The organism is Streptomyces sp. 184, assembly GCF_045781775.1.
Taxonomy (GTDB): Bacteria; Actinomycetota; Actinomycetes; order Streptomycetales; family Streptomycetaceae; genus Streptomyces.
The window spans coordinates 1,339,002-1,358,882 of the sequence record NZ_CP123230.1; the positions used below are offsets into that span (position 1 = coordinate 1,339,002).

Below are 19,881 nucleotides of genomic sequence, written 5' to 3' on the forward strand. Positions count from 1 at the left end.
CGGCGTAGGCGCGGGGCGGACGCGGGGTGGGCCGCGCGGTGGATCCGGCGGCGGGGACGGGTTGGCACACTGAACCGGTGACGTGGGCGGGTGCGGTCATCGGACGGTACGGGCGCGGGGTGGGCCGCGCGGCGGGACGGGCGCGCGGGTGGTTCGGCGGGACCCGGGGCCCGGCCGGCGGCGTCCGCGTGCCGCCGCGGCTGTCGCGGTGGGCCTGGACCGCCGACATCGCGCTCGCCCTCGTGCTGTCCGTCGGCACCGTCGTCGCCGACCTCGACCGCTCCTTCTACGAGTCGCGCGGGGACGCCCCGCAGGACGTCGGCCCGCCGCCGCCGGGCTGGCCGGGGATGGTGGAGCCCGGCTCGCCGCTGTTCCCGGAGCCCGGTTCGCCGTTCTTTCCCGAGCCCGGCTCGTCGCTGCTCCCGGAGCCGGGTTCGCCGGGGGTGCCCGAGCGCGGCAGGGGCGGGCCGGACGAGCCGCCCCGCGAGGAGGTGTACCCGCCGCCGCCCGTCGTCGAGCACGTGCTGCCGCCCGTGCGGGGCTGGGAGTTGGCCCTCGCGGCGCTGACCGCCGTGCCGCTGGCCGTACGGCGCCGCTACCCGCTCGCCGCGTTCTGGGCGGTGCTCGGCGCGGCCGTGACGTTCCACTTCGGCGAGGTCGCGCAGGGGGCGACGGCGTTCGCGTTCGCGGCCTGGGTGGTCGCGGCGTACAGCGCGGTGATGTACAGCCCGTACCGCAGGAGCGCGCTGGCGAGCCTGCTCGCGGGGGTGCCGCTGTTCGCGGTGGCGGGGGTGGTGCCGGAGGTGGGGCGCGGGTTCGTACCGCTGCTGGTGCTGCTGCCGGTCGGGCTGGCCGCCAACGCGATCCACACCTGGCAGCAGCGCGTACGCGCCCTCCAGGAGCAGCAGGAGGAGGCGACGCGGCGGGCGGTGGACCAGGAGCGGTCGCGGATCGCGCGCGAACTGCACGACGTCGTCACGCACAACGTCAGCATGATGACGATCCAGGCGGGGGCGGCGCGCAAGGTGCTGGACACGTCGCCGGAGCAGGCGCGGGAGGCGATGCGCGCGGTGGAGGCCGGCGGGCGGGCGGCGATGGCGGAGCTGCGGCACGTGATGGGGCTGCTGACGATGGCGGCGGCGGGGCCGGAGGGGGCGGCGGACCCGGCCGCGGACGCGACGGCGGACCCGACCGCGGACCCGACGGCGGATCCGATGGCGGATCCGATGGCGGACCCGACGGCGGACCCGATGGCGGACCCGATCGCGGATCCGATCGCGGACCCGATGGCCGATCCCGGGCCGGTCCGGGGGACGTACCGCAAGCGGGGCGGCAGGACGGCCCGCAAGCCGGGCGCGAAGCCGGACCGCAAGTCGGACCGCAAGTCGGACGGCAGGACCCCCCGCAGGACCGCCGCCGGCCCCGCACCCGGCGCCGCCAACCCCGCCCTCGCCGTCGACCTCGCCCCCCAGCCCGGCCTCGGCCAACTGGCCGCCCTCGCCGGGCGGGTGCGCGACACCGGCGTGCCCGTCGAGCTGTCCGTGACCGGCGCCCCGGAGGCCCCGCTGCCGGCCGGCGTCGACCTCGCCGCGTACCGCGTCGTGCAGGAGGGGCTGACCAACGCCGTCAAGCACGCCGCCGGCGCCTCCGTCGCCGTCTCCGTCGCGCACGGGCCCGGCGAACTGCGCGTCGAGGTCACCGACACCGGCGGCCCGCCCACCGCCCGCGCCGCGGCCGGCAGCGGGCGCGGACTCATCGGCCTGCGCGAACGTCTCGCGGTCTACGGCGGTACGCTCCACGCCGCCCCGCGCCCCCGCGGTGGCTACCGGGTACGCGCCGTGATCCCGCTCCCGGACCGCCCGCCCGGCACGCACGCGTGACGGGTAAGGCGGGGTGACGCGCATGCCCCTGACAGAGCCGGGGACACCGTGCAGACATAATGACCGGCATGCGGATCTCGGCACGAGCAGACTACGCGGTGCGCGCGGCACTGGAGCTGGCGGCGGCGACGGAGGACGCCCCGGTCAAGGCGGAGGCGATCGCGGACGCGCAGGGCATTCCGCACAAGTTTTTGGAGAGCATCCTCGGCGACATGCGCCGCGGCCGGCTCGTGGTCAGCCAGCGAGGCGGCCGGGGCGGCTACCGGCTCGCCGCGCCCGCCGACGAGATCACCATCGCCGACGTCATACGGGTGGTGGAAGGCCCGCTGGTGTCGGTGCGCGGCGCCCGGCCGCCGGAGCTGTCGTACGTGGGGCCCGCGGAGTCGCTGCTGCCGCTGTGGATCGCGCTGCGCGTGAACGTACGCAAGATCCTGGGGGAGGTCACGCTCGCGGACGTGGCCTCCGCGCGGCTGCCGGGGTACGTGCACGAGCTGTCCGAGGACCCCGACGCGTGGACGAACCCCTGAGGCCGTAGCGCACGCGCCGGGCACCGTGCGACAGTGGCGCGCAGGTCCCCCACGGATCGGTACCCGGAACCCCCGGACTCCTACGTACCCGACCCGAGGAGAGACGTGCCCGAGTACCGGCACATAGGCAGGCGGGCGCTGCTCGCGGGCGCGGCGGCGGGCGGCATCGCGGCCCTGGCCCCGCAGCCGGCGGCGACGGCCGCGGGACGCCGCCCCGCGCCCCGCGTGGTGGCCCGGCCGCTGGCCAACCCGGACGGCTCGCTGCCGATGACGTTCCTGTCGTACGTCCACCCCGCCGGCCCGGCCGTGGGCCGCGCGCTCGGGCCGGACGGTGAGGAGGTGCAGGCCGCGTGGCGCGGGGCGCGGGTGCGGCGGCCCCGTGCGCTGCACGATGCGGGCGCGTACACCCTCCAGGGGGTCAACGGGCGCGGTGCGCTGGTCGGTTACCACTACCTGCCGGACGAGGACCGTACGCACGCGGTCGTCTGGGCCCGCGGCGGCGCGCCCCGGCGCGTGCTGGCCGGCGACGACTACCGCGCGTGGGGCACGCACATCGACGACCGCGGCCGGGTCCTGGTGCGGACCCAGACCGAGTACCAGGCCGACCCCGAACTCCCCTCCCGCGGCGGCCTGTACGTCCTTCGCCCCGCCACCTCCGCCGCGCCCGTACGCATCACGCCCCCCGACCCCGAGGCGGTCAACGCCGCCGCCGGCGCACTCGGCGACGGCGGCCACGTCGTCGCCGGCCAGGTGCGCTTCATGGCCTGGTCGCCGGACCCGTTCCTGTGGCACGACGGCACCGTCACCGAGCTGACCCGGCTCACCGGCGCGTACCGCCCGGTGTTCGGCGCGGGCGTCAACGCCCGCGGCCTGGTGGCCGGTTCAGCGGAAGGCGACACGGGGGAGTGGCGGGCGTTCGTCTGGGACGGCGAGCGGCTGACGGACTTCGCGCGCTTCGACGGCGGCACCAGCAGCGTCCCGCTCGACGGCCGCTTCCTCAGCGCCCGCGGCGAGCTGATCGGCAGCAGCCGGGCCACCGACGGCCCCTTCCGCTGGTCACCCGGCGACGGACTCAGGCCCCTCCCCACCCTCCCGGACGCCCTCTACGGCACCACGGCCACCGCTCTCAACGACCGCGGCGACGCGGCCGGCCACTGCTACACGGAGGCGGGCCGACGGGCGGTGTACTGGCGCCACGGCCGCGTCGTCGACCTGGGCCTCCCGGACGGCGCGGTGGAGAGCGAGGTGAGCTGGCTCACGCACACCGGCGAAGCCCTGGGCACGGCGTCCTTCCCCACCCCCTCCGGCGGCACGGTGAGCCGCTGCTACCGCTGGACGGTCCACTGACCGCCGCCGCGGAGGAGGGGCAGCGGGCACCCGCCGGCGCCGGGGGGTGACGCCGTGGCCCGGGCGGGCGGCTCGTCCCGGACCGTGGACTCCGCGGCCACCGGGCCGCCGCGCCGGCGGGCGCCCCGTACACCGGGTCAGCCGCCGAAGTCAGCGGCGTGGTCGCGGGCCCACTCCGCGAACGTGCGGGCCTTGCGGCCCGTGACCTCGGCCACCGTGTCCGTCACCGGCTCCGGGTTCGCCACCAGCTCGGCGTGCGCCTCCAGGATCCCGTCCGCGAACGACGGCGGCAGGCCCGCGGCCACGTACGCCCTGCGTGCCACCTCCGGCGGGGACTCCTCGAAGCGGACGTCGCGGCCCAGGGCCTCGCCGATCGTGCGGACCTGCTCGGCCTGGGTGAGGGTCTCCGGGCCCGTCAGGTGGTACGTCTCCGAGGCGTGGCCCTCGTGGGTCAGCGCGCGGACGCCGACCGCCGCCACGTCGGCCTCGTGGATGAGGGAGCGGCCCGCGTCCGCGTACGGGGCGTGGACGACGTCGCCCGCGCGGATCTCGTCCGCCCAGTGCAGCGTGTTGGCGGCGAAGCCGCCGGCGCGCAGCAGGGTCCACTCCACGGGCGAGGCCCGCAGCAGCCGCTCGATGGCGGTGTGGAAGCCGAGGATGCCGTCGGGCTCCTCGTCCGGGTCGTCGGCGGCGCCCCAGGCGGAGACGTACGCGACCCGGCGTACGCCCCCGGCGAGCGCCGCGTCCAGGACGGCGGGCGCGGTGTCGGCCGTGGGCAGCGGCCAGACGAGGAAGAGCCCCGAGACGCCGGCGAAGGCCGGGCCCAGCGAGGCGGGGTCGGCGAGGTCTCCCCGTACGACCTCCACCCCCTCGGGGAAGTCCGCCCGGGCGGGGTCGCGGACCAGGGCGCGTACGTCCGCGCCCGCCCAGTGCAACTGCGCGACGGCCTGTCCGCCCACCTTGCCCGTCGCTCCGGTCACCAGAATCACGGCCGCTCCCCTTTCGTCGGTGGCACGCCCCCAGCCTGCGACTTCAACCGCGGTTCAGGTCAACCCGTACCTGGGCGCCCCCGGGAGGGTGCACGTAACACCACCCCCCATTGGGGTCGTGCGCCCAGTGCCCGCGCCCGTCACCGTCCGTAGCTTCGTAGTCAGGCACAGGGAGTGCCTTGCTGACGAGGGGTGAAGACGATGTTCGGACGCAACGAGCGCCGCGGGTCCGCCGGTCCCGTGGACGGCGGCGCGCCGCACGAGGCGCTGCGACTGGTCAAGGTGACCAAGGTCTACGGCACCGGCGGCGCCGAGGAGGCGGCCGTCACCGCGCTCGACGGGGTGACGCTGAGCCTGCCGGCCGGGTCCTTCACCGCCGTGATGGGGCCCTCCGGCTCCGGGAAGTCGACGCTGCTCCAGTGCGCGGCGGGCCTGGACCGGCCCGACAGCGGCGTGGTGATGGTCGACGGCGCGGAGATGACCGGGGGCAGCGAGACGGAGCTGACGAAGTTCCGCCGCGAGCGGATCGGGTTCGTCTTCCAGCAGTACAACCTGCTGCCCACGCTGAACGTCGCGCAGAACGTCGTGCTGCCGCTGAAGCTCGCCGGCCGCCGCGTCGACCGCGGCCGGGTCCGCGAGGTGCTGGCCCGCGTCGGCCTCGCCGACCGGATGCGGCACCGGCCCGACCAGCTCTCCGGCGGCCAGCGGCAGCGCGTCGCCATCGCCCGGGCGCTCGTCGCCGCGCCGAGCGTGGTCTTCGCCGACGAGCCGACCGGCGCCCTCGACACCCGCAGCGCCCGCGACGTGCTGAGCCTCCTCCAGGAGACCGTGCGCGTCGACCGCCGCACCGTGGTGATGGTGACGCACGACCCGGTGGCCGCGTCGTACGCGGACTCGGTCCTCTTCCTCGCCGACGGCCGCCTGGTGGGCCAGCTCAACGCCCCGACCGCCGAGACCGTCGCGGAGCGGATGACCCACCTCGGCGACATGTACGAAGCCGGCGCCCCGCACCACGACCCGCGCCACGGCGCGCCGATGGGGGTCTGACCGATGTTCACGCTGGCCATGCGCTCGATCCGGCAGCGGCCCGGCCGCTTCGCCGCCACGCTGCTGTCCGCCTTCCTCGGCGCGACGATCATCATGATGTTCAACTCGCTGCTCGACACCGCCGGCGCCAAGGGCGTGGACGACGTCAGCTCCGAGTCCCTGACCACGGCCGCGATGGTCGTCGGCGGCTACGGGTCCCTGCTGGTGTTCTTCGCCGTCGCCTCCACGCTCACGGTCGCCGTACGGCAGCGGACCACCGAGATCGACCTGCTGCGCTCCACCGGCGCGACGCCGGCGCAGATCAGCAGGATGGTCGTCGGGGAGGCGGCGGTCGTCGCGCTCGTCGGCGGACTGCTGGCGATCGTGCCCGGCATGCTCGGCGGCCAGATCCTGCTGGACCTGTTCCAGGACAGCGGGCAGGTCGCGGACGACGTCGACCACGTCTTCGGCACCATCGCGCTGATGTCCGGCATCGACATCACGCTGCTGGCGTCGGTGGGCGCCGCGTTCCTCGCCGTGCGGCGGGCCAACAAGGCGCGCGAACAGCGCGCCCCGCGGCGCCGGCTGCGCACCTGGGGCGGCTTCGCCGCGCTGGGCCTGGGCGCGGCGCTGTGCCTGACCGGCTTCGCCATGGGCGACGCGGGCCCGGAGGCCATGGCCCCGCCGGCGTACGGGGCGATCCTGCTGTCGGTCGGCTTCGCGGCCTTCTCGCCGGCGCTGCTCGGCGGGCTGCTGCGGCTCACCGGCGGGCTGCTGACGGTGTTCGGCGGCGGTAGCGGCTACCTGACGGTGCACGGGCTGCGGCAGCGGGCCGCGCAGTTGTCCGGGGTGCTGATGCCGATGGTGCTCTTCGTGGGCATCTCGGTGGCGACGCTGTACATGCAGGCCATCGAGAACGACCACATCGAGGCCGCCGGGCTGACGCAGTCGGTGGACGACAAGAACGTGGAGACGCTGAACTTCGTGGTCGTCGGGATCATCGCGGTCTTCGCCTGCGTGATGCTGATCAACACGCTGTACGCGGCGACCTCGTACCGCAGCCGCGAGTTCGGCCAGCAGCGGCTGGCCGGCGCGACGCCCGGCCAGGTGCTGGCGGGGGTCGGCATGGAGGGGCTGCTGCTGACGGTGACCGGGGTGTTCTTCGGGACGCTGGCGGCGACGGCCGGGATCCTGCCCTTCACGGTGGCGCGTACGGACAACGTGCTGCCCGAGGCGGGGTACGGGATCTGGGCGGCGGTCGTGGGGGTGGCCGCGGCGGCGACGATGGTCACCGCGCTGGGCACCGCGCGGCGGGTGCTGCGGACGCCGGCGGTCGAGACGGTCGCCCTGGCGGCATGAGGGGGCGTACGGAAGGGCCCGTCGACGAGGTCGACGGGCCCTTCGGCGCGGGGTGCGCGGGCGCGGGGCGAGCGGGTACGGGCGCGGGGTCACGCGGGCCGTACGGGCGCCGGCCCCGGCGCCCCGCGCCTCCCGTCAGCCCAGGTTGCGGTCCGCGTACACCCGCATCGCGTCCCGTACGAACACCGCCGTCCCCTCCCCGTGCGCGTCGTAGTTCGCGGTGAACCGCGGGTCGTCCACGTACATCTGCCCCAGCCCCGCGAACGCCTCCGCCGACGGCCCCTGCCCCTGCCAGCCCGCGCTGATCCACTCGTACTGGCGCCGCGTGATCCCCTGCGCCGCCGCGCCGTCCGGCGCCTCGCCGGCGGCGTGCGCGGCGGCGAAGTCGCGGGCGATGTCGCGCTGGCGGCGCTGGAAGTCCTGACGCTGCTCCTCGCTGAGCGAGCGCCACCACCGATCGCCCCGCTCGTACGCCGTCTTCCCCCAGCGCCGTGTGACCTCCTCCTCGTACCGGGTGTGGTCGAACCCGTCGAGCACCTCTTCCGCCATGAGCGGCTCTCCTTCTCTCAGCTTGCGCAGTGTGGTCTTCACCGACGCGATCTGCCGGCCGATGCGCCGCCGCTCCCGCACCAGCAGCTCCAGGTGCGTGCCGAGCGCCGCCGCGGCGTCCTCGGGACCGTCGCCGCCGTCGAGCACCTCGGCGATGGCCGGGAGGCCGAGGCCGAGTTCGCGGAGCAGCAGGATGCGCTGGAGCCGGACGAGGGCGTGCTCGTCGTAGTAGCGGTAGCCGTTGGCCGCGACGCGGCTCGGGCGGAGCAGCCCCAGCTCGCCGTAGTGGCGAAGGGTGCGGCTCGTGGTGCCCGCGGTGCGCGCGATCTCCTGGATGGACCACTCCATGGCGGTGCTCGCTCCTCGGTACGAAGGCGGGTGGCCGGTGGCCGGTCGGTGAGCCTCCACCGTAGAAATTGACGTTACGTCAAGGTCAAGCCGTCAGTCCCCGAAACTTTGGGGCACCAGTTCGAAGCCCACGGCGAGGTCGACGCCGCGCTGCTTGCCGGTGGAGGCGAGCATCTGCTCGATGAGCCCGCGGGCGTACTCGCGCGGGTCGTCCTCGCCCAGGCCGACGATGTACGCGTGGTGCTCCGCCAGCGACGCCACGGCGCGGCCCATGGCGGCGTCGGTGACCTCCTCGGCGTGCGTGGGGTACGGGGAGCCGGCGACCGCGGTCCAGCGGACGCCGCCCCACGGTTCGAGGCCCTGCTCCAGCAGCTCGGTGAAGATCCAGCGGTTGCCGGCGTCCCCGACGGCGTCGAGCACGGCGCGGCCGACGGCGCGGTGGTCGGGGGTGTTGCGGGGGGCGCCGGGGCCGGTGCCCCAGGTGTCGTGGTGGTTGATGGTGACGACCAGCTCGGGGCGGTGCCGGCGGATGGCGGCGGCCAGGTCGCGGCGGAGCGGCAGGCCCTCCTCGATGACGCCGTCGCGGTGGTCGAGGAACTCCAGCGCGCTCACGCCCACGACCGCGGAGCCGGCCCGCTGCTCAGCCTCGCGCACCCGGGCGCACTCGACGGGCTCCAGCCCGTCGATCCCGGCCTCGCCGCGGGTGGCGAGCACGTACGCCACCTCCTTGCCGGCGTCCGTCCACTTCGCCACCGCGGCGGCGGTGCCGTACTCCAGGTCGTCGGGGTGCGCGACGACCGCGAGGGCCCGCTGCCAGTCGTCGGGGAGGGGAGCGAGGTTCGCCGCCTCGGCGTGAGCGCTGTCGGTCATGCCGACATGGTCACATGACGCGGTGTCACCACCCGCTCCAGCCCGTCCCGCGGGGGTGCGGCGCGGGGGGTACGGCGCGGGGGGTACGGAAGGAGGCGGTGCCGGGCCCGGACCCGGCACCGCCTCGTCGGGGACGGGTCAGTCCAGACCGCGGTCCAGGACCCGGTACAGCTCGCCGTCGTCGTCGCCGTCCAGGGACCAGACCATCGCGCCGCCCAGGTTGCGGTCGTCGATGTACTCGGCCTTCTGCGCGATGACCTTCGGGTCGTCGTACGTCCAGAACGTGCTGCCGTCGAAGAGCCAGGCGTGGCCGCTCTCCTTGTCGCGGTGGACCTGGTACTCGCCCGAGGCCGCGAACTCCTTCAGGACCTTGTAGTCCTCGAAGCCCGCCTCCCAGGTGCCCGGCGCCGCGCCCGCGGCGGGCTGGTTGTAGCCGTCGCCGCCGCCTTCGACGCCCTTCCAGCCGCGGCCGTAGAACGGGATGCCGAGGACCAGCTTGTCCCGCGGCGCGCCGCGCAGCAGCCAGTCGTCGACGACCTGCTGGAGGCTGTCGTCGGGGGAGTGGATCGCGGACTGCTGGTTGGTGTTCTTCTCCCAGGCGCCGTGCAGGTCGTAGCCCTGGAGGGTGGCGTAGTCCAGCTTGGGGAAGATCTTGCGGGTCTCGTAGCCCGCGTCCATCGCGTTGGCGTTCGCCGGCAGGAACGCGGTCAGCAGCAGGTGCCGGCCGCGGCCCTCGCGCGAGCGCTCCGCCCGGTCGAGCTGCCGGCGGAACTCGGCGACGACCGCGGTGAAGTTCTCCTTGTCCTCGGGGCGGTAGATCGTGTCGACGTCACCCGGGTAGTTCGGCCACTCCCAGTCCAGGTCGATGCCGTCGAAGACGCCCGCCGCGCTGCCGGGCCCGCCGCGGCCGTCGATCTTCGGCAGGTTGCCCTTGATGAACAGGTCGATGCACGAGGACACGAACTCCCTGCGCGACTCGGGCGTACGGACCGCGTCGGAGAAGTACGTGGACCAGGCCCAGCCGCCGAGCGACATCATGACCTTCAGGTCCGGGTACCTGGCCTTCAGCTCGCGGAGCTGGTTGAAGTTGCCCGCGAGCCGCTGCCGCGAGGAGTCGCCCCGGCCGTCGACGGACTCGGCGGCGGTCATCGTCCGCTGGTAGTCGGTGAAGGCGTCGCCCTCGCCCGGGATGTTGTCCTCGAAGCACTTGCCGTCCGGGCTGACGTTTCCGAAGGCGTAGTTGAGGTGGGTCAGCCGCTTGGCGGTGCCGCTGGTGACGAGGTCCTTGACGAGGAAGTCGCGGTCCCTGGCCCCCCACTGGGTGAAGTAGCCGACACGCCGGGCCTCTTCTCGGCCGCCGTGCCCGCCGTGCCCGCCGTGGCCGCCCTTTCCGGCCTGCGGGGCCGCGGTGGCGGCGGTGGCGGCGCTGTCGTCGGGGGTCGCGGCGGTGGCGCCGGCCGTGGTGAGGCCGGGGGTGACCAGGAGGGACAGCGCACAGCCGGCCACGGCCAGGCGGCGCACGAGTCTTCGGTGCATGAAAGCCCTCTTCTCGGGAGATCGCGCTTCTCTCGGGTGCGCCGAACGCTATTGGCCTAGACCAATAGGGGTCAAGGGTTCGTACGGCACGGCGCACCCGGCGGCATGCCCCTGCTCAGCCCGGTAATCGGCACGTTCTAGGGTGAAGCCGGACAGCGGCCGGAACGGAGGGCGGTACGGCATGAGCACGGACACCGACCTCGGCACCCTCCTCGACGGCAACGACGTCGCCGGACTCCAGCAGTGGCTCGCCGACCACCCGCCGCACGTCGTCGCCGACGAACTCGCCCGCGCCGACGAGGTCACGGCCGTCTTCTGCTTCCGGCTGCTGGAGAAGGACCGCGCGGTCGAGGTCTTCGAGGAACTGCGCGCCGGCGACCAGCAGAAGATCCTCGAAGGGCTGCGCGACCAGACCTTCCGGCACGTCGTCGAGGAGATGGACCCCGACGACCGCGCCCGGCTCCTCGGCGAGGCGCCCGCCAACTTCACCCAGCGCGTGCTGGCCGGGCTCAGCCCCCGCGAGCGCGCCCTGACCGCCCCGCTGCTCGGCTACGAACCGGACGCCGTCGGCCGGTACATGTCGCCGGAGCTGGTCCGGCTGAAGGAGCAGTCCACCGTCGCCGAGGCGCTGGAGCGGGTGCGCAGCCAGGGCCCGGACGCCGAGACCGTCTACACGCTGCCCGTCGTGGACGACCGCCGGCACCTGGTCGGCGTCGCCTCCCTGCGGGAGGTGGTGCTGGCCCCGCCGGAGCGTCCCCTCATCGAGCTGGTGGACACCGAGTTCCCGCGGGTCTACGCCACGGACAACGCCGAGACCGCCGCCCGCCTCATGCAGGAGGCGAACCTCCTGGGCCTGCCCGTCGTGGACAGCGAGGAGCGGGTCGTCGGCATCCTCACGGTGGACGACGCCATCGAGCTGATCGAGGAGGCGGACACCGAGGACGTGGCCCGGCAGGCCGGCGCCGAGCCCGTCGAGGGGCACTACCTGTCGGTCGGGGTCTTCCGGCTCGCCCGCGCGCGCATCATCTGGCTCTTCCTGCTGATCCTCGCCGCCACCCTCACCGCGAGCGTGCTCCAGGCGTTCGAGGGCGAGCTGGACGAGGTGACCGCGCTGGCGGTGTTCATCCCGCTGCTCGTCGGCACCGGCGGCAACGTCGGCGCCCAGGCCGCGACGGGCGCGGTGCGCGCGATCGCGGTCGGCGAGCTGCGCCCGGGCGACGTGGCCCGGGTGGCGTGGCGGGAGTGCCGGGTGGGGTTCCTGCTCGGGGTGGGGCTCGGCATCGTGGGAATGGTGATGGCGACGATCATGACCGACGGCGGAATCGCGCTGACGGTGTCGCTGTCGCTGGTGCTGATCTGCTCGTGGGCGGCGGTGGTCGGCTCCGTGATGCCGCTGCTGGCGAAGCAGTTGGGGATCGACCCGGCGGTGATCTCGGCCCCGCTGGTGACCACGCTGGTCGACGCCACGGGACTGGTGATCTACTTCCTCATCGCCCGCGTGGTGCTCGGCCTGTGAGCGGGGCTGGCCGCGGGCCCGGGCAGGGCTTCCCGTGCGCGGGCGTACGTCCCGGTGGCCCCGCGCACACCGGTCGGTGAACGCGCACCGTAAAGCTCTCCCCCGAGGTTGCGGCGCCGGTTCCGGGTTGCCAGGCTTTCGCGCGTGTTCAGGCCGGAACGGTGCAGGCCGGGGACGGCGCGGGCCCGTACGGCAACTGCGGCGACGGGGGTGTGAAGAAACGGTGCCTCTAGGTGAGCAGCCCGCCTATCTGCGGGTCGCCGCGGACCTTCGCCGGAAGATCGTCGGCGGGGAGCTCCCGCCGCACGCCCGGCTGCCGTCCCAGGCCCGCATCCGCCAGTTGTACGGGGTCTCCGACACCGTCGCGCTGGAGGCGCGCAAGGTCCTGATGGCCGAGGGCCTGGTCGAAGGCCGGTCCGGGTCGGGTACGTACGTACGCCCCCGCCCCGAGCCGCACCGGCTGGTCCGTACCGGCTACCGCGGCCTCGGCGACCTCACGCCCTTCCGCCAGGAGCAGGCCGACGAGTCGGTGGCCGGCTCCTGGGAGTCGCGCAGCGCACAGGAGCACGCCGAGGCGGGCGTCGCGGCCCGGCTGCACCTGGGCGCCGGCGATCCGGTGATGCGCACCCGCTACGTCTTCCGCTCGGCCGGCGAGCCCGTCCTGCTCTCCACCTCCTGGGAGCCGCTGGCCCTGACCGGCCGTACGCCCGTGATGCTGCCCGAGGAGGGGCCGCTCGCCGGCCGCGGGGTGGTGGAGCGGATGGCGGCGATCGACGTGGTCGTGGACAACGTCGCGGAGGAGGTCGGCACCCGCCCCGGGCTGGCCGACGAGGCGCAGGCGCTGGGGGCCGTGCCGGGGCAGCCGGTGCTGTGCATCCAGCGGACGTTCTACGCCTCGGGGCGGGCGGTCGAGACCGCGGACGTCATCGTGCCGGCCGACCGCTACCGCGTCAGTTACCACCTGCCCGTCAGGTAGCCCGGGATTGCGGCTCCCGGGGCCCTCTCCTTTTCTGCCATGCTTCGATTCGAACTTTCGGCCGAGAATGGCACTTCTCGTGTAAAGCCGTATGCGGGGAGTGAATGCCGGGCGTAAGCTCTGGCATATTCGGAAGGCAAGCAGGACGCCGGGGCCGCAGTCGTCCCGTGGTGCGTCCGGGGCAGACATTCCTGGGGTGGGCTTTATGGGTGCGGGTGACAGCGGCGCCGCACGCCCGTGGGTCATCGTCCGCGAGGACGGCAACGGTAACCGCTACCGCGTGGGCAGCTACGCCACGCGTGACGAGGCGGAGCGCGTGGTCTCCCGTTTCGGGCCCGCGGAGCAACGGCAGATATACCGGGTGGAGCGCACCGGCGGCGGCGACGCCAACTCCGTGTAGCTCCACGTACGCATGTAGGTGATATTTTCCCCCCAAAGCGGGTATGCATCTACCACTCCCCTTAAGTCGGGCAAAACCGACAGAACTCCGCTGGGATGTGGTAGGTGTGAGCAACCCCCCGTTCCTCCGCCACGCCGCCGTGACGCCGTTTCCCCCGCTCACCGGCCCCTCCGCACTCCCCGGCCTCCGAGATCCCGCGGCCCCTGCCGCCGGCGCCGGCGCGGACCCCGCCGGCCCCGCCGAGTGGAGCTTCCCCGCCGACCCCGGCTGCGTGCGCACCGCCCGCGCCGTCGTCCGCGAAACCCTGCGCACCTGGCACCTCGACCCCGTGACCGACCTGGCCGTCCTGCTCGTCAGCGAGCTGGTCACCAACTCCCTGCGCTACGCCTCGGGCCCCGTCGGCCTGCGCCTGCGCCCCGTCGGCGGGCCCGACGCGGGCGGCGGCATCCGCGTCGAGGTCTCCGACACGCTGCCGGTGCCGCCCCTGCTCCGCGCCGCCGCGCCGGACGAGGAAGGCGGCCGCGGACTCCAACTCGTCGCCAGCGTCGCACTGCGCTGGGGGACCCGCTGCGGCGGAATGGGCAAGACGGTGTGGTTCGAGCTGGGGTCCGCTGGTTAGAACGTACGGGGGAGGCTTCATAGACGTACGGAAGGGGGCCGCGCGGTGGCGTAGCGCCGGGTGCCGTGCGGGCACCACTCGCAGACGCAGCGGATACCGGGGACCGGAAGCGGTGGGGCGTTCCGAACCCGTGACCCGACGACCATGTTCCGGATACGGATCTTCCCGCATACTCTGCGGTGCGTACCCGGAGCAGGATCAGCAAAGGGGGCGGTCGCGTGGGAGCACCGTTCTGGCAGAGCAGTCCGCCGGGCTCCATCTACGACCACATCCAGGTGGCCTCCTTCGCGCTGGACGCGGAGGGCCACATCGAGCAGTGGAGTGCCCGCGCCGAGGAGCTCCTCGGCGTCTCCGCGGCCGAGGTGCTGGGCCGTGACGCCGTCGAGGCGCTGGTTCCGGAGGAGCTGCGGGCGGACGTCGGGGAGAAGGTCGCGGAGATCCTCGACGGGCGGGAGTGGACGGGCCTGCTGCCGTACCGCAAGCCGGCCGTGACGGATGCCGCCGGCGCCACCCACCCCGCCGTCGACGGCATCGCCGAGCTGTACGTCATGCCCACCATGGGCGTCGGCGGTGCCCGCGGCGCGCTGTGCCTCACCGTCGACGCGTACGCGTTGCGCCGTATCGAGACCGATCTCGCCGCCTCACAGGCCGTTTTCGGCCAAGCCCCGATGGGCTTCCTGCTCTTCGGCACCGACCTCAGGCTCGTACGCGTCAACGAGCGCGTCGCCGCCGCCTTCGGCGGCACCGCCGCCTCGCACGTCGGCCGCTCGCCCCGCGACTACCTCCCGCGGCCCGAGGCCGAGCGCGTCACCGCGGCGCTCAAGCAGGTCCTCGACACCGGCGAGCCCGTCACCGACATGCAGATCCTCGGGCCCACCCCCGAGGACCCGCTGAGCGGCCCCGCCGCCCCGTCCGCGCGCGAGGGGCAGGCGGGCAGCCTGCGGTGGTCGATATCGCTGTACCGGGTGCACAGCGGCACGGGCCGGGCCATGGGCGTCGCCGCCATCGTCTCCGACGTCACCCGCCGCCGCCGCGCCGAGAGCGAGGCCGCCAGCGCCCGCCGCAACCTCGCCCTGCTCAACGAGGCCGGCGCCCGCATCGGCAACTCGCTCGACCTGGAGACCACCGCCCGCGAGCTGCTCGGCGTCACCGTCCCGCAGTTCTGCGACATGGCCTGCGTGGACGTCTACCAGAGCCTCCTCGACGGCGACGAAGGCCGCCCCGGCCTCGCCGACGGGAGCGCCGAGCTGCGGCGCGTCGCGTTCGCCAGCGCCGTCTCCGACGCCCCCGTCACCGCCGTCGGCTCCACCCACCGCTTCGCCTTCCACTCCCCGCACGCCGCCGCGCTGCGCACCGCCCAGGTGCGCCGGGTGCCGGGCGGGGACAGCGGACTGGTGCAGACGACGCTCGCGGTGCCGCTGGTCGCCGGGGACACCGTCGTCGGGCTCGTGCAGTTCTCCCGCGCCCGCGGCAGCGAGGACTTCGGCGAACGCGACGCCGCCCTCGCCGAACAGCTCGCCGCCCGCGCCGCGGTGTGCATCGACAACGCCCGCCTCTACCGCCGCGAGCACTCCCGCGCCCTCATCCTCCAGCGCAGCCTGCTCCCGCCCGGCGACCCCGAGGCCGCGGGCCTCGACATCGCCTGCCGCTACCTGCCCGGCAACACCGCCACCGAGGTCGGCGGCGACTGGTTCGACGTCATCGAACTGCCCGGCCACCGCACCGCCCTCGTCGTCGGCGACGTCATGGGCCGCGGCCTGCGCGCCGCCGTCGCCATGGGCGAACTGCGCAGCGCCGTACGCACCCTCGCCATGCTCGACCTGGAGCCGGCCGAGGTGCTCGCCGCGCTCGACGAGATCGCCGGCGGCCTCGGCGGCGTCTCCGACGAGGTCTACCTCGCCACCTGCTCCTACGTCGTCTACGACGCGGTCACCCGGCGCTGCACCTTCGCCAACGCCGGGCACCTGCCGCCGGTCGTCGTCGAGCCCGGCGAGCCGCCGCTGCTGCTGGAGGTGCCGCCGGGGATGCCGCTCGGCGTCGGCGGCGAGCCGTTCGAGGAGGTCGAGGTCGAGCTGCCGGACGGCGCCCTTCTCGCGCTCTACACCGACGGTCTCGTGGAGTCCCGCGACCACGGACTGGACGAGGGCCTGGAGGAGTTCCGCAAGGCGCTCTCCGACCCCGCACAGCCGCTGGAGGACGTCTGCGACCACGTGCTCGACACGCTCTACACCCGGCACGGAGAGGACGACATCGCCCTGTTGATGGCCCGTATCGGCGGACTGCCCGCCGACACCGTCGGCGACTGGCTGCTGCCCGCGGAACCCCGCTCGGTCGCGCTCGCCCGCGAACACGCCCGCACGCAGCTCGCCGCATGGCAGTTGGAACCGCTGATCGACACCACCGAGCTGCTGGTCAGCGAGCTGGTGACGAATGCGCTCCGGCACGGCGAGGGCGGCCGCAGCGGCGGCGGCGAACCGGAGATACGGCTCCGGCTGCTGCTGGACCGCACGCTGGTGTGCGAGGTGTGGGACAGCAACCTGGTCCAGCCGCGCCGCCGCCGCGCCCGGGACACCGACGAGGGCGGGCGCGGGCTCCAGCTGGTCAGCATGCTCAGCAGCAACTGGGGCAGCAGGCGCACGCACCGCGGCAAGACCGTCTGGTACGAACTGGCGCTGCCCGGCACGGGCCAGGAACGCGAACTGGACGCCGAAGCGCTGCTGTCGGCGTTCTGAGCCGAACCCGCCGCCCGTGGTCCGGCCCGCCGCGCACGACCCACCCGCCGCCCCCGCCCGGCCCGCGCCCGCTCAGGCCGCGGCCTGGTCGCCGCCGATGCGGGGGATCTCGTCGCCCTTCAGCCGCGCCAGCCGGGCGTCGACCTCCGCCTCCTTGTCCAGGTCGTCCAACTGCTCGAACTGCTCGTCCAGGGACGAGTTCGCCAGCTCCGTCCGGCCCGTCGCGCGCGCCTCCTCGCGGCGGATCTTCGCCTCGAAGCGGCCCAGGTCGGCGGTGGGGTCGGTGACGTCCATGCTCTCGACGGCGTCGAGCATCCGGTTCTGCGCCTCCGCCGTCTTGGCGCGGGCCACGAGCTGGTCGCGCCGGGAGTCGAGGTCGGCCAGCTTCTCCCGCATCGCGTCGAGGTTCTGCTTCAGCTTCTCCACCACCTCGGTCTGCGCGGCGATCAGCGGCTCGGCGGCGGTCGCCTCGTTCTCGGCGGTGATCTGCCGCTCCAGCGCCTTGCGGGCCAGGTTGTCGAACGTCTCGGCCTGCGGCCCGTCGCCGCCGGCGCGCAGTTCGTCGCCCTTGCGGCTGGCCGCGAGGGCCTTGGCGCCCCACTCCTCGGCGGCGCCGGTGTCCTCCCTGTGGTCCGCCTCCATCAGCCGCAGGTTGCCGATGGTGGTGGCGACGGCCTGCTCGGCCTCGCGGATGCTGTTGGAGTAGTCGCGGATGAGCTGGTCGAGCATCTTCGCCGGGTCCTCGGCCTGGTCGATGAGGGCGTTGACGTTGGCGCGGGCGAGCTGGAGGGTGCGGCCGAGGATGGTCTGCTTGCCGGTCACGGGGGGTCTCCTTCGTATCTGGTGGGTGGACGCGCGGAGCGCGCGGTCGCGTACTCGCGTACTCGTGGTCGTGGCGGCCTCCTAGAAGCGGCCTCCGCCGCCCATCCGCCCCCGAGTGCCCCCGCCGCCGAAGCTGCCGGGGCCGGGGCCCGAGCCGCCGCCGAAGCCGCCCCGGCCGCCGCCGAAGCCGCCGCCGAGCATGCCGCCGAGGATGATCCCGCCGAGCATCCCGGTGCCCATGCCGCCGCGTCCGCCGCCCGGGCCGTAGCCGCCCCCGTACGGGCCGCCGAAGGGCCCGCCGCCGTACGAGCCGTCGAAGCCGCCGACGTCCTGCTCCGCCAGCAGGCGCGCCTCCCGGCCGAGTTCGTCCGCGCGCTGGGCGTGCCGGAGGGCGCCGGCCGCGTCGGTCCCGGCGTGCTCGACGGCCTGCCGGAGGTGCCGCTCGCCCTCGCCCAGCCGGGTGCGGGCCACGGGGCCGATGCCGCCGCGGTGGGTGGTGACGAAGTCCCGGGCGGCGGCCACCGAGCTGCGCGCGCCGACCAGCGCCTGGTCCAGCAGCCGGCGCGCCCGCCGGTCGGCCTCCTCCCGCTCCCGGGCCCCGGCGAGCGACCCTTCCAGCGCCGCGTCCGCCTCCTCCACGCGGCGCAGCGCCGCCAGCGGGTCGTACCGGCCGCCGGCCACCTCCTGCTCCACCTCCGCCAGCACCGTCCGCGCCCGCGCGACCCGGCCCTGGAGGTCGGCGCTCGACTCGTCCGCGGCCGTGCCCCGCACCACGCCCTGCGCGTCGGCGACGTCCTCGCGGATGTCGCGCAGCGCGTCGGCGAGCCCCGCGGCGGCCTCGCGCAGCTCCTGCTCGCGGCGGACGACCGCCTCGACGAGGGTGCCGGCCTGGTCGACGGCGCTCTCCGCGGCGCGTACGTGGACGGCGGCGGTGGCCGCGTCGTCGGCGCCGAGGGCGGCGCGGGCGTTGCCGAGGTTCTCGGTGGCGAAGTCCAGGCGGTCCCGGGCGGCGTCGGGGTTGCCGGCGACGGCGGCGAAGGAGGCGGGGTCGTAGGCGTCGGCCATCGCGGCGAGCGTGCCCTCGGCGGCGCCGAGGCGCTCCGGGAGCCGCTGCGCGACGGCCTCGGCGGCGGCGAGGACCTGCGGGGCCCGGGACACCATCGCGCGGAGCCGGTCGAAGGCGTCGGACTCGGCGTCGAGACGGGCGTTGGCGTCGGTGCAGCGGGTGACGATCTCCGCCAGCATGGCGCGCCGGGCGGCGTCGTCCTCGGGGTACGCGTCGTCGAGGGCCTGCCGGAGGCGGAAGGCGGCGGTCAGCTCGGCCTGGGCGTGGCCCACGGCCTCCGCGAAGGGGCGGGCGGTCTCGTCGCCGAACTGGGCGGTGGCGAAGCCGAGTTCCTCCTGGCTGGTGCGGAGGGCGTCGTCGGTCTCCACGAGGAGTGCCTTGGCGTGGGCGTCGAGTTCGGGCAGGGGGGTGGCGGCGGCGCCCCGGGGCCGGGGCCCGTGGGGCTGTCCCGCGCCTCTGCGGCTTCGTCTGCGCGAGAAGAACAGGGCGGCGAGGACGGCGACCGCGAGGGCGGCGACGACCGGCACCACGAAGTCGGTGGCGCTGACATCGCCCTCGGCGGACTCGCCGCCGGGGTCGCCGGCGGGGTCGGTGGGGCCGGGGGTGACGTCGGGCGGGGGGACGGCCCGGCCGTCGAGCACGGCGGCGTAGCCGTTCGCCCCGCCGATGGCCGCGCCGGCCCAGTCGTTCTGGCGCAGGGCGGGCTCGACGGCCTCGGCGTTGACGGCGTCGATGTCGCGCTGGGAGAACCCGGAGTCGGCGGCGGCGGACACGGCGTACTGACGGTCGCCGGTGGCGACGGCGAGCAGGACGTCGCGCTGCCCGAGGCCGTTCTGCTCGGCGGTGGTGTCGGCCCAGTCCTGGGCGGAGAAGTCGGAGAAGTCGCGTACGTAGGCGACGAAGAGCTGGATGCGGTGGTCCCGGTCGAGCCGGTCGAGTGCGGCGCCGACGTCGGGCCGCCGGTCCCGCAGGGCGCCGACGCGGTCGGTGACCTGGCCGTCGCGGTCGAGGGGGAGGGGATCGGTGCCGGGGGCGGCGGCGGGGCCGGGCGCCGGTGCGGCGGCGGATGCGGCCGGTGCGGCGGGTGCGGCGGGTGCGGCCGGGGCGGCGGCGAGGAGGAGCGCGAGGGCGCCGGCCGTGGTCAGCCGGGCAGCCAGCCGCCGTATCCGCATGCGCGCGCCTCCCGCACCGGTCGCACCGCAGGTCGGCGCGCCCTGTACGGGAGGTTATGCGGCTTTCCTCACCCCCGCACCCGGGACCCGCGCGGCGGCGTTTCTCGCGCCCCGGGCCCGTCCGGAGCGCGCGCGGGAAGTACTCAC

At 74.9% G+C, this 19,881-nt stretch carries 16 protein-coding genes; 10 read left to right on the forward strand and 6 right to left on the reverse strand.

Annotation, left to right across the window (positions count from 1 at the left end; genetic code table 11):
• The first annotated feature begins 77 nt into the window (after window positions 1–77).
• From QBL21_RS05855 to QBL21_RS05865, 3 genes are all read left to right on the forward strand, one after another.
• Window positions 78–1,880, forward strand: coding sequence for a histidine kinase (locus QBL21_RS05855; RefSeq protein WP_407560910.1), 1,803 nt, complete (start codon window positions 78–80; stop codon window positions 1,878–1,880).
• 68 nt (window positions 1,881–1,948) lie between these two features.
• Complete coding sequence (locus QBL21_RS05860; RefSeq protein WP_407560911.1) at window positions 1,949–2,407, forward strand: RrF2 family transcriptional regulator; 459 nt, start codon at window positions 1,949–1,951, stop codon at window positions 2,405–2,407.
• A 105-nt stretch (window positions 2,408–2,512) separates the two neighbouring features.
• Window positions 2,513–3,754 carry a hypothetical protein gene (locus QBL21_RS05865; RefSeq protein WP_407560912.1) on the forward strand — a complete coding sequence of 414 codons (1,242 nt, stop codon included), beginning with the start codon at window positions 2,513–2,515 and terminating at the stop codon, window positions 3,752–3,754.
• 137 nt (window positions 3,755–3,891) lie between these two features.
• Here QBL21_RS05865 and QBL21_RS05870 read toward each other — a convergent pair whose 3' ends face one another.
• On the reverse strand, window positions 3,892–4,743 hold the full coding sequence (locus tag QBL21_RS05870; RefSeq protein WP_407560913.1) for an NAD(P)H-binding protein: 852 nt from the start codon (window positions 4,741–4,743) through the stop codon (window positions 3,892–3,894).
• 201 nt (window positions 4,744–4,944) lie between these two features.
• Here QBL21_RS05870 and QBL21_RS05875 point away from each other — a divergent pair, with 201 nt between their 5' ends.
• Both QBL21_RS05875 and QBL21_RS05880 read left to right on the forward strand, forming a co-directional pair.
• Complete coding sequence (locus QBL21_RS05875; protein ID WP_407560914.1) at window positions 4,945–5,790, forward strand: ABC transporter ATP-binding protein; 846 nt, start codon at window positions 4,945–4,947, stop codon at window positions 5,788–5,790.
• A gap of 3 nt (window positions 5,791–5,793) precedes the next feature.
• Window positions 5,794–7,128 (forward strand): FtsX-like permease family protein, encoded by a 1,335-nt coding sequence (locus tag QBL21_RS05880; RefSeq protein WP_407560915.1) that lies wholly within the window; start codon window positions 5,794–5,796, stop codon window positions 7,126–7,128.
• Between the two features lie 135 nt (window positions 7,129–7,263).
• Here QBL21_RS05880 and QBL21_RS05885 read toward each other — a convergent pair whose 3' ends face one another.
• The 3 genes from QBL21_RS05885 to QBL21_RS05895 form a co-directional block, all read right to left on the reverse strand.
• The gene (locus tag QBL21_RS05885) at window positions 7,264–8,025 is read right to left on the reverse strand and encodes a MerR family transcriptional regulator (protein WP_407560916.1); all 762 of its coding nucleotides are present in this window, start codon (window positions 8,023–8,025) and stop codon (window positions 7,264–7,266) included.
• A gap of 93 nt (window positions 8,026–8,118) precedes the next feature.
• On the reverse strand, window positions 8,119–8,895 hold the full coding sequence (locus QBL21_RS05890; RefSeq protein ID WP_407560917.1) for a PIG-L deacetylase family protein: 777 nt from the start codon (window positions 8,893–8,895) through the stop codon (window positions 8,119–8,121).
• A gap of 138 nt (window positions 8,896–9,033) precedes the next feature.
• A complete protein-coding gene (locus tag QBL21_RS05895; protein WP_407560918.1) occupies window positions 9,034–10,431 on the reverse strand; it encodes a glycoside hydrolase family 18 protein in 1,398 nt (465 codons plus the stop codon).
• 181 nt (window positions 10,432–10,612) lie between these two features.
• Here QBL21_RS05895 and mgtE point away from each other — a divergent pair, with 181 nt between their 5' ends.
• The 5 genes from mgtE to QBL21_RS05920 all read left to right on the forward strand — a co-directional run bounded on the left by mgtE (window position 10,613) and on the right by QBL21_RS05920 (window position 16,674).
• A complete protein-coding gene (gene mgtE / locus QBL21_RS05900; RefSeq protein ID WP_407560919.1) occupies window positions 10,613–11,947 on the forward strand; it encodes a magnesium transporter in 1,335 nt (444 codons plus the stop codon).
• Between the two features lie 223 nt (window positions 11,948–12,170).
• The gene (locus QBL21_RS05905; RefSeq protein WP_407560920.1) at window positions 12,171–12,923 is read left to right on the forward strand and encodes a GntR family transcriptional regulator; all 753 of its coding nucleotides are present in this window, start codon (window positions 12,171–12,173) and stop codon (window positions 12,921–12,923) included.
• 205 nt (window positions 12,924–13,128) lie between these two features.
• Entirely contained in the window at window positions 13,129–13,323 is a 195-nt protein-coding gene (locus QBL21_RS05910; RefSeq protein ID WP_407560921.1) for an SPOR domain-containing protein, read from the forward strand.
• A gap of 106 nt (window positions 13,324–13,429) precedes the next feature.
• Window positions 13,430–13,942, forward strand: coding sequence for an ATP-binding protein (locus QBL21_RS05915; RefSeq protein WP_407560922.1), 513 nt, complete (start codon window positions 13,430–13,432; stop codon window positions 13,940–13,942).
• A gap of 218 nt (window positions 13,943–14,160) precedes the next feature.
• Entirely contained in the window at window positions 14,161–16,674 is a 2,514-nt protein-coding gene (locus QBL21_RS05920; RefSeq protein WP_407560923.1) for a SpoIIE family protein phosphatase, read from the forward strand.
• Window positions 16,675–16,746: 72 nt separating this feature from the next.
• On the opposite strand, the gene QBL21_RS05925 is transcribed toward QBL21_RS05920, so the two are convergent.
• Together QBL21_RS05925 and QBL21_RS05930 are read right to left on the reverse strand one after the other, a co-directional pair.
• On the reverse strand, window positions 16,747–17,496 hold the full coding sequence (locus QBL21_RS05925) for a PspA/IM30 family protein (RefSeq protein ID WP_407560924.1): 750 nt from the start codon (window positions 17,494–17,496) through the stop codon (window positions 16,747–16,749).
• 81 nt (window positions 17,497–17,577) lie between these two features.
• Window positions 17,578–19,734: a TPM domain-containing protein gene (locus tag QBL21_RS05930; protein WP_407560925.1), complete on the reverse strand. Its 2,157-nt coding sequence runs from the start codon at window positions 19,732–19,734 to the stop codon at window positions 17,578–17,580.
• Between the last annotated feature and the right edge of the window lie 147 nt (window positions 19,735–19,881).

Bases quoted from the DNA above. Each gene is read 5' to 3' on its own strand.
- QBL21_RS05880 (WP_407560915.1), top strand. From the start codon at position 5,794: ATGTTCACGCTGGCCATGCGCTCGATCCGGCAGCGGCCCGGCCGCTTC.
- QBL21_RS05890 (WP_407560917.1), bottom strand. From the start codon at position 8,895: ATGACCGACAGCGCTCACGCCGAGGCGGCGAACCTCGCTCCCCTCCCC.
- mgtE (WP_407560919.1), top strand. From the start codon at position 10,613: ATGAGCACGGACACCGACCTCGGCACCCTCCTCGACGGCAACGACGTC.
- QBL21_RS05930 (WP_407560925.1), bottom strand. From the start codon at position 19,734: ATGCGGATACGGCGGCTGGCTGCCCGGCTGACCACGGCCGGCGCCCTC.
- QBL21_RS05895 (WP_407560918.1), bottom strand. From the start codon at position 10,431: ATGCACCGAAGACTCGTGCGCCGCCTGGCCGTGGCCGGCTGTGCGCTG.
- QBL21_RS05875 (WP_407560914.1), top strand. From the start codon at position 4,945: ATGTTCGGACGCAACGAGCGCCGCGGGTCCGCCGGTCCCGTGGACGGC.
- QBL21_RS05885 (WP_407560916.1), bottom strand. From the start codon at position 8,025: ATGGAGTGGTCCATCCAGGAGATCGCGCGCACCGCGGGCACCACGAGC.
- QBL21_RS05910 (WP_407560921.1), top strand. From the start codon at position 13,129: ATGGGTGCGGGTGACAGCGGCGCCGCACGCCCGTGGGTCATCGTCCGC.
- QBL21_RS05860 (WP_407560911.1), top strand. From the start codon at position 1,949: ATGCGGATCTCGGCACGAGCAGACTACGCGGTGCGCGCGGCACTGGAG.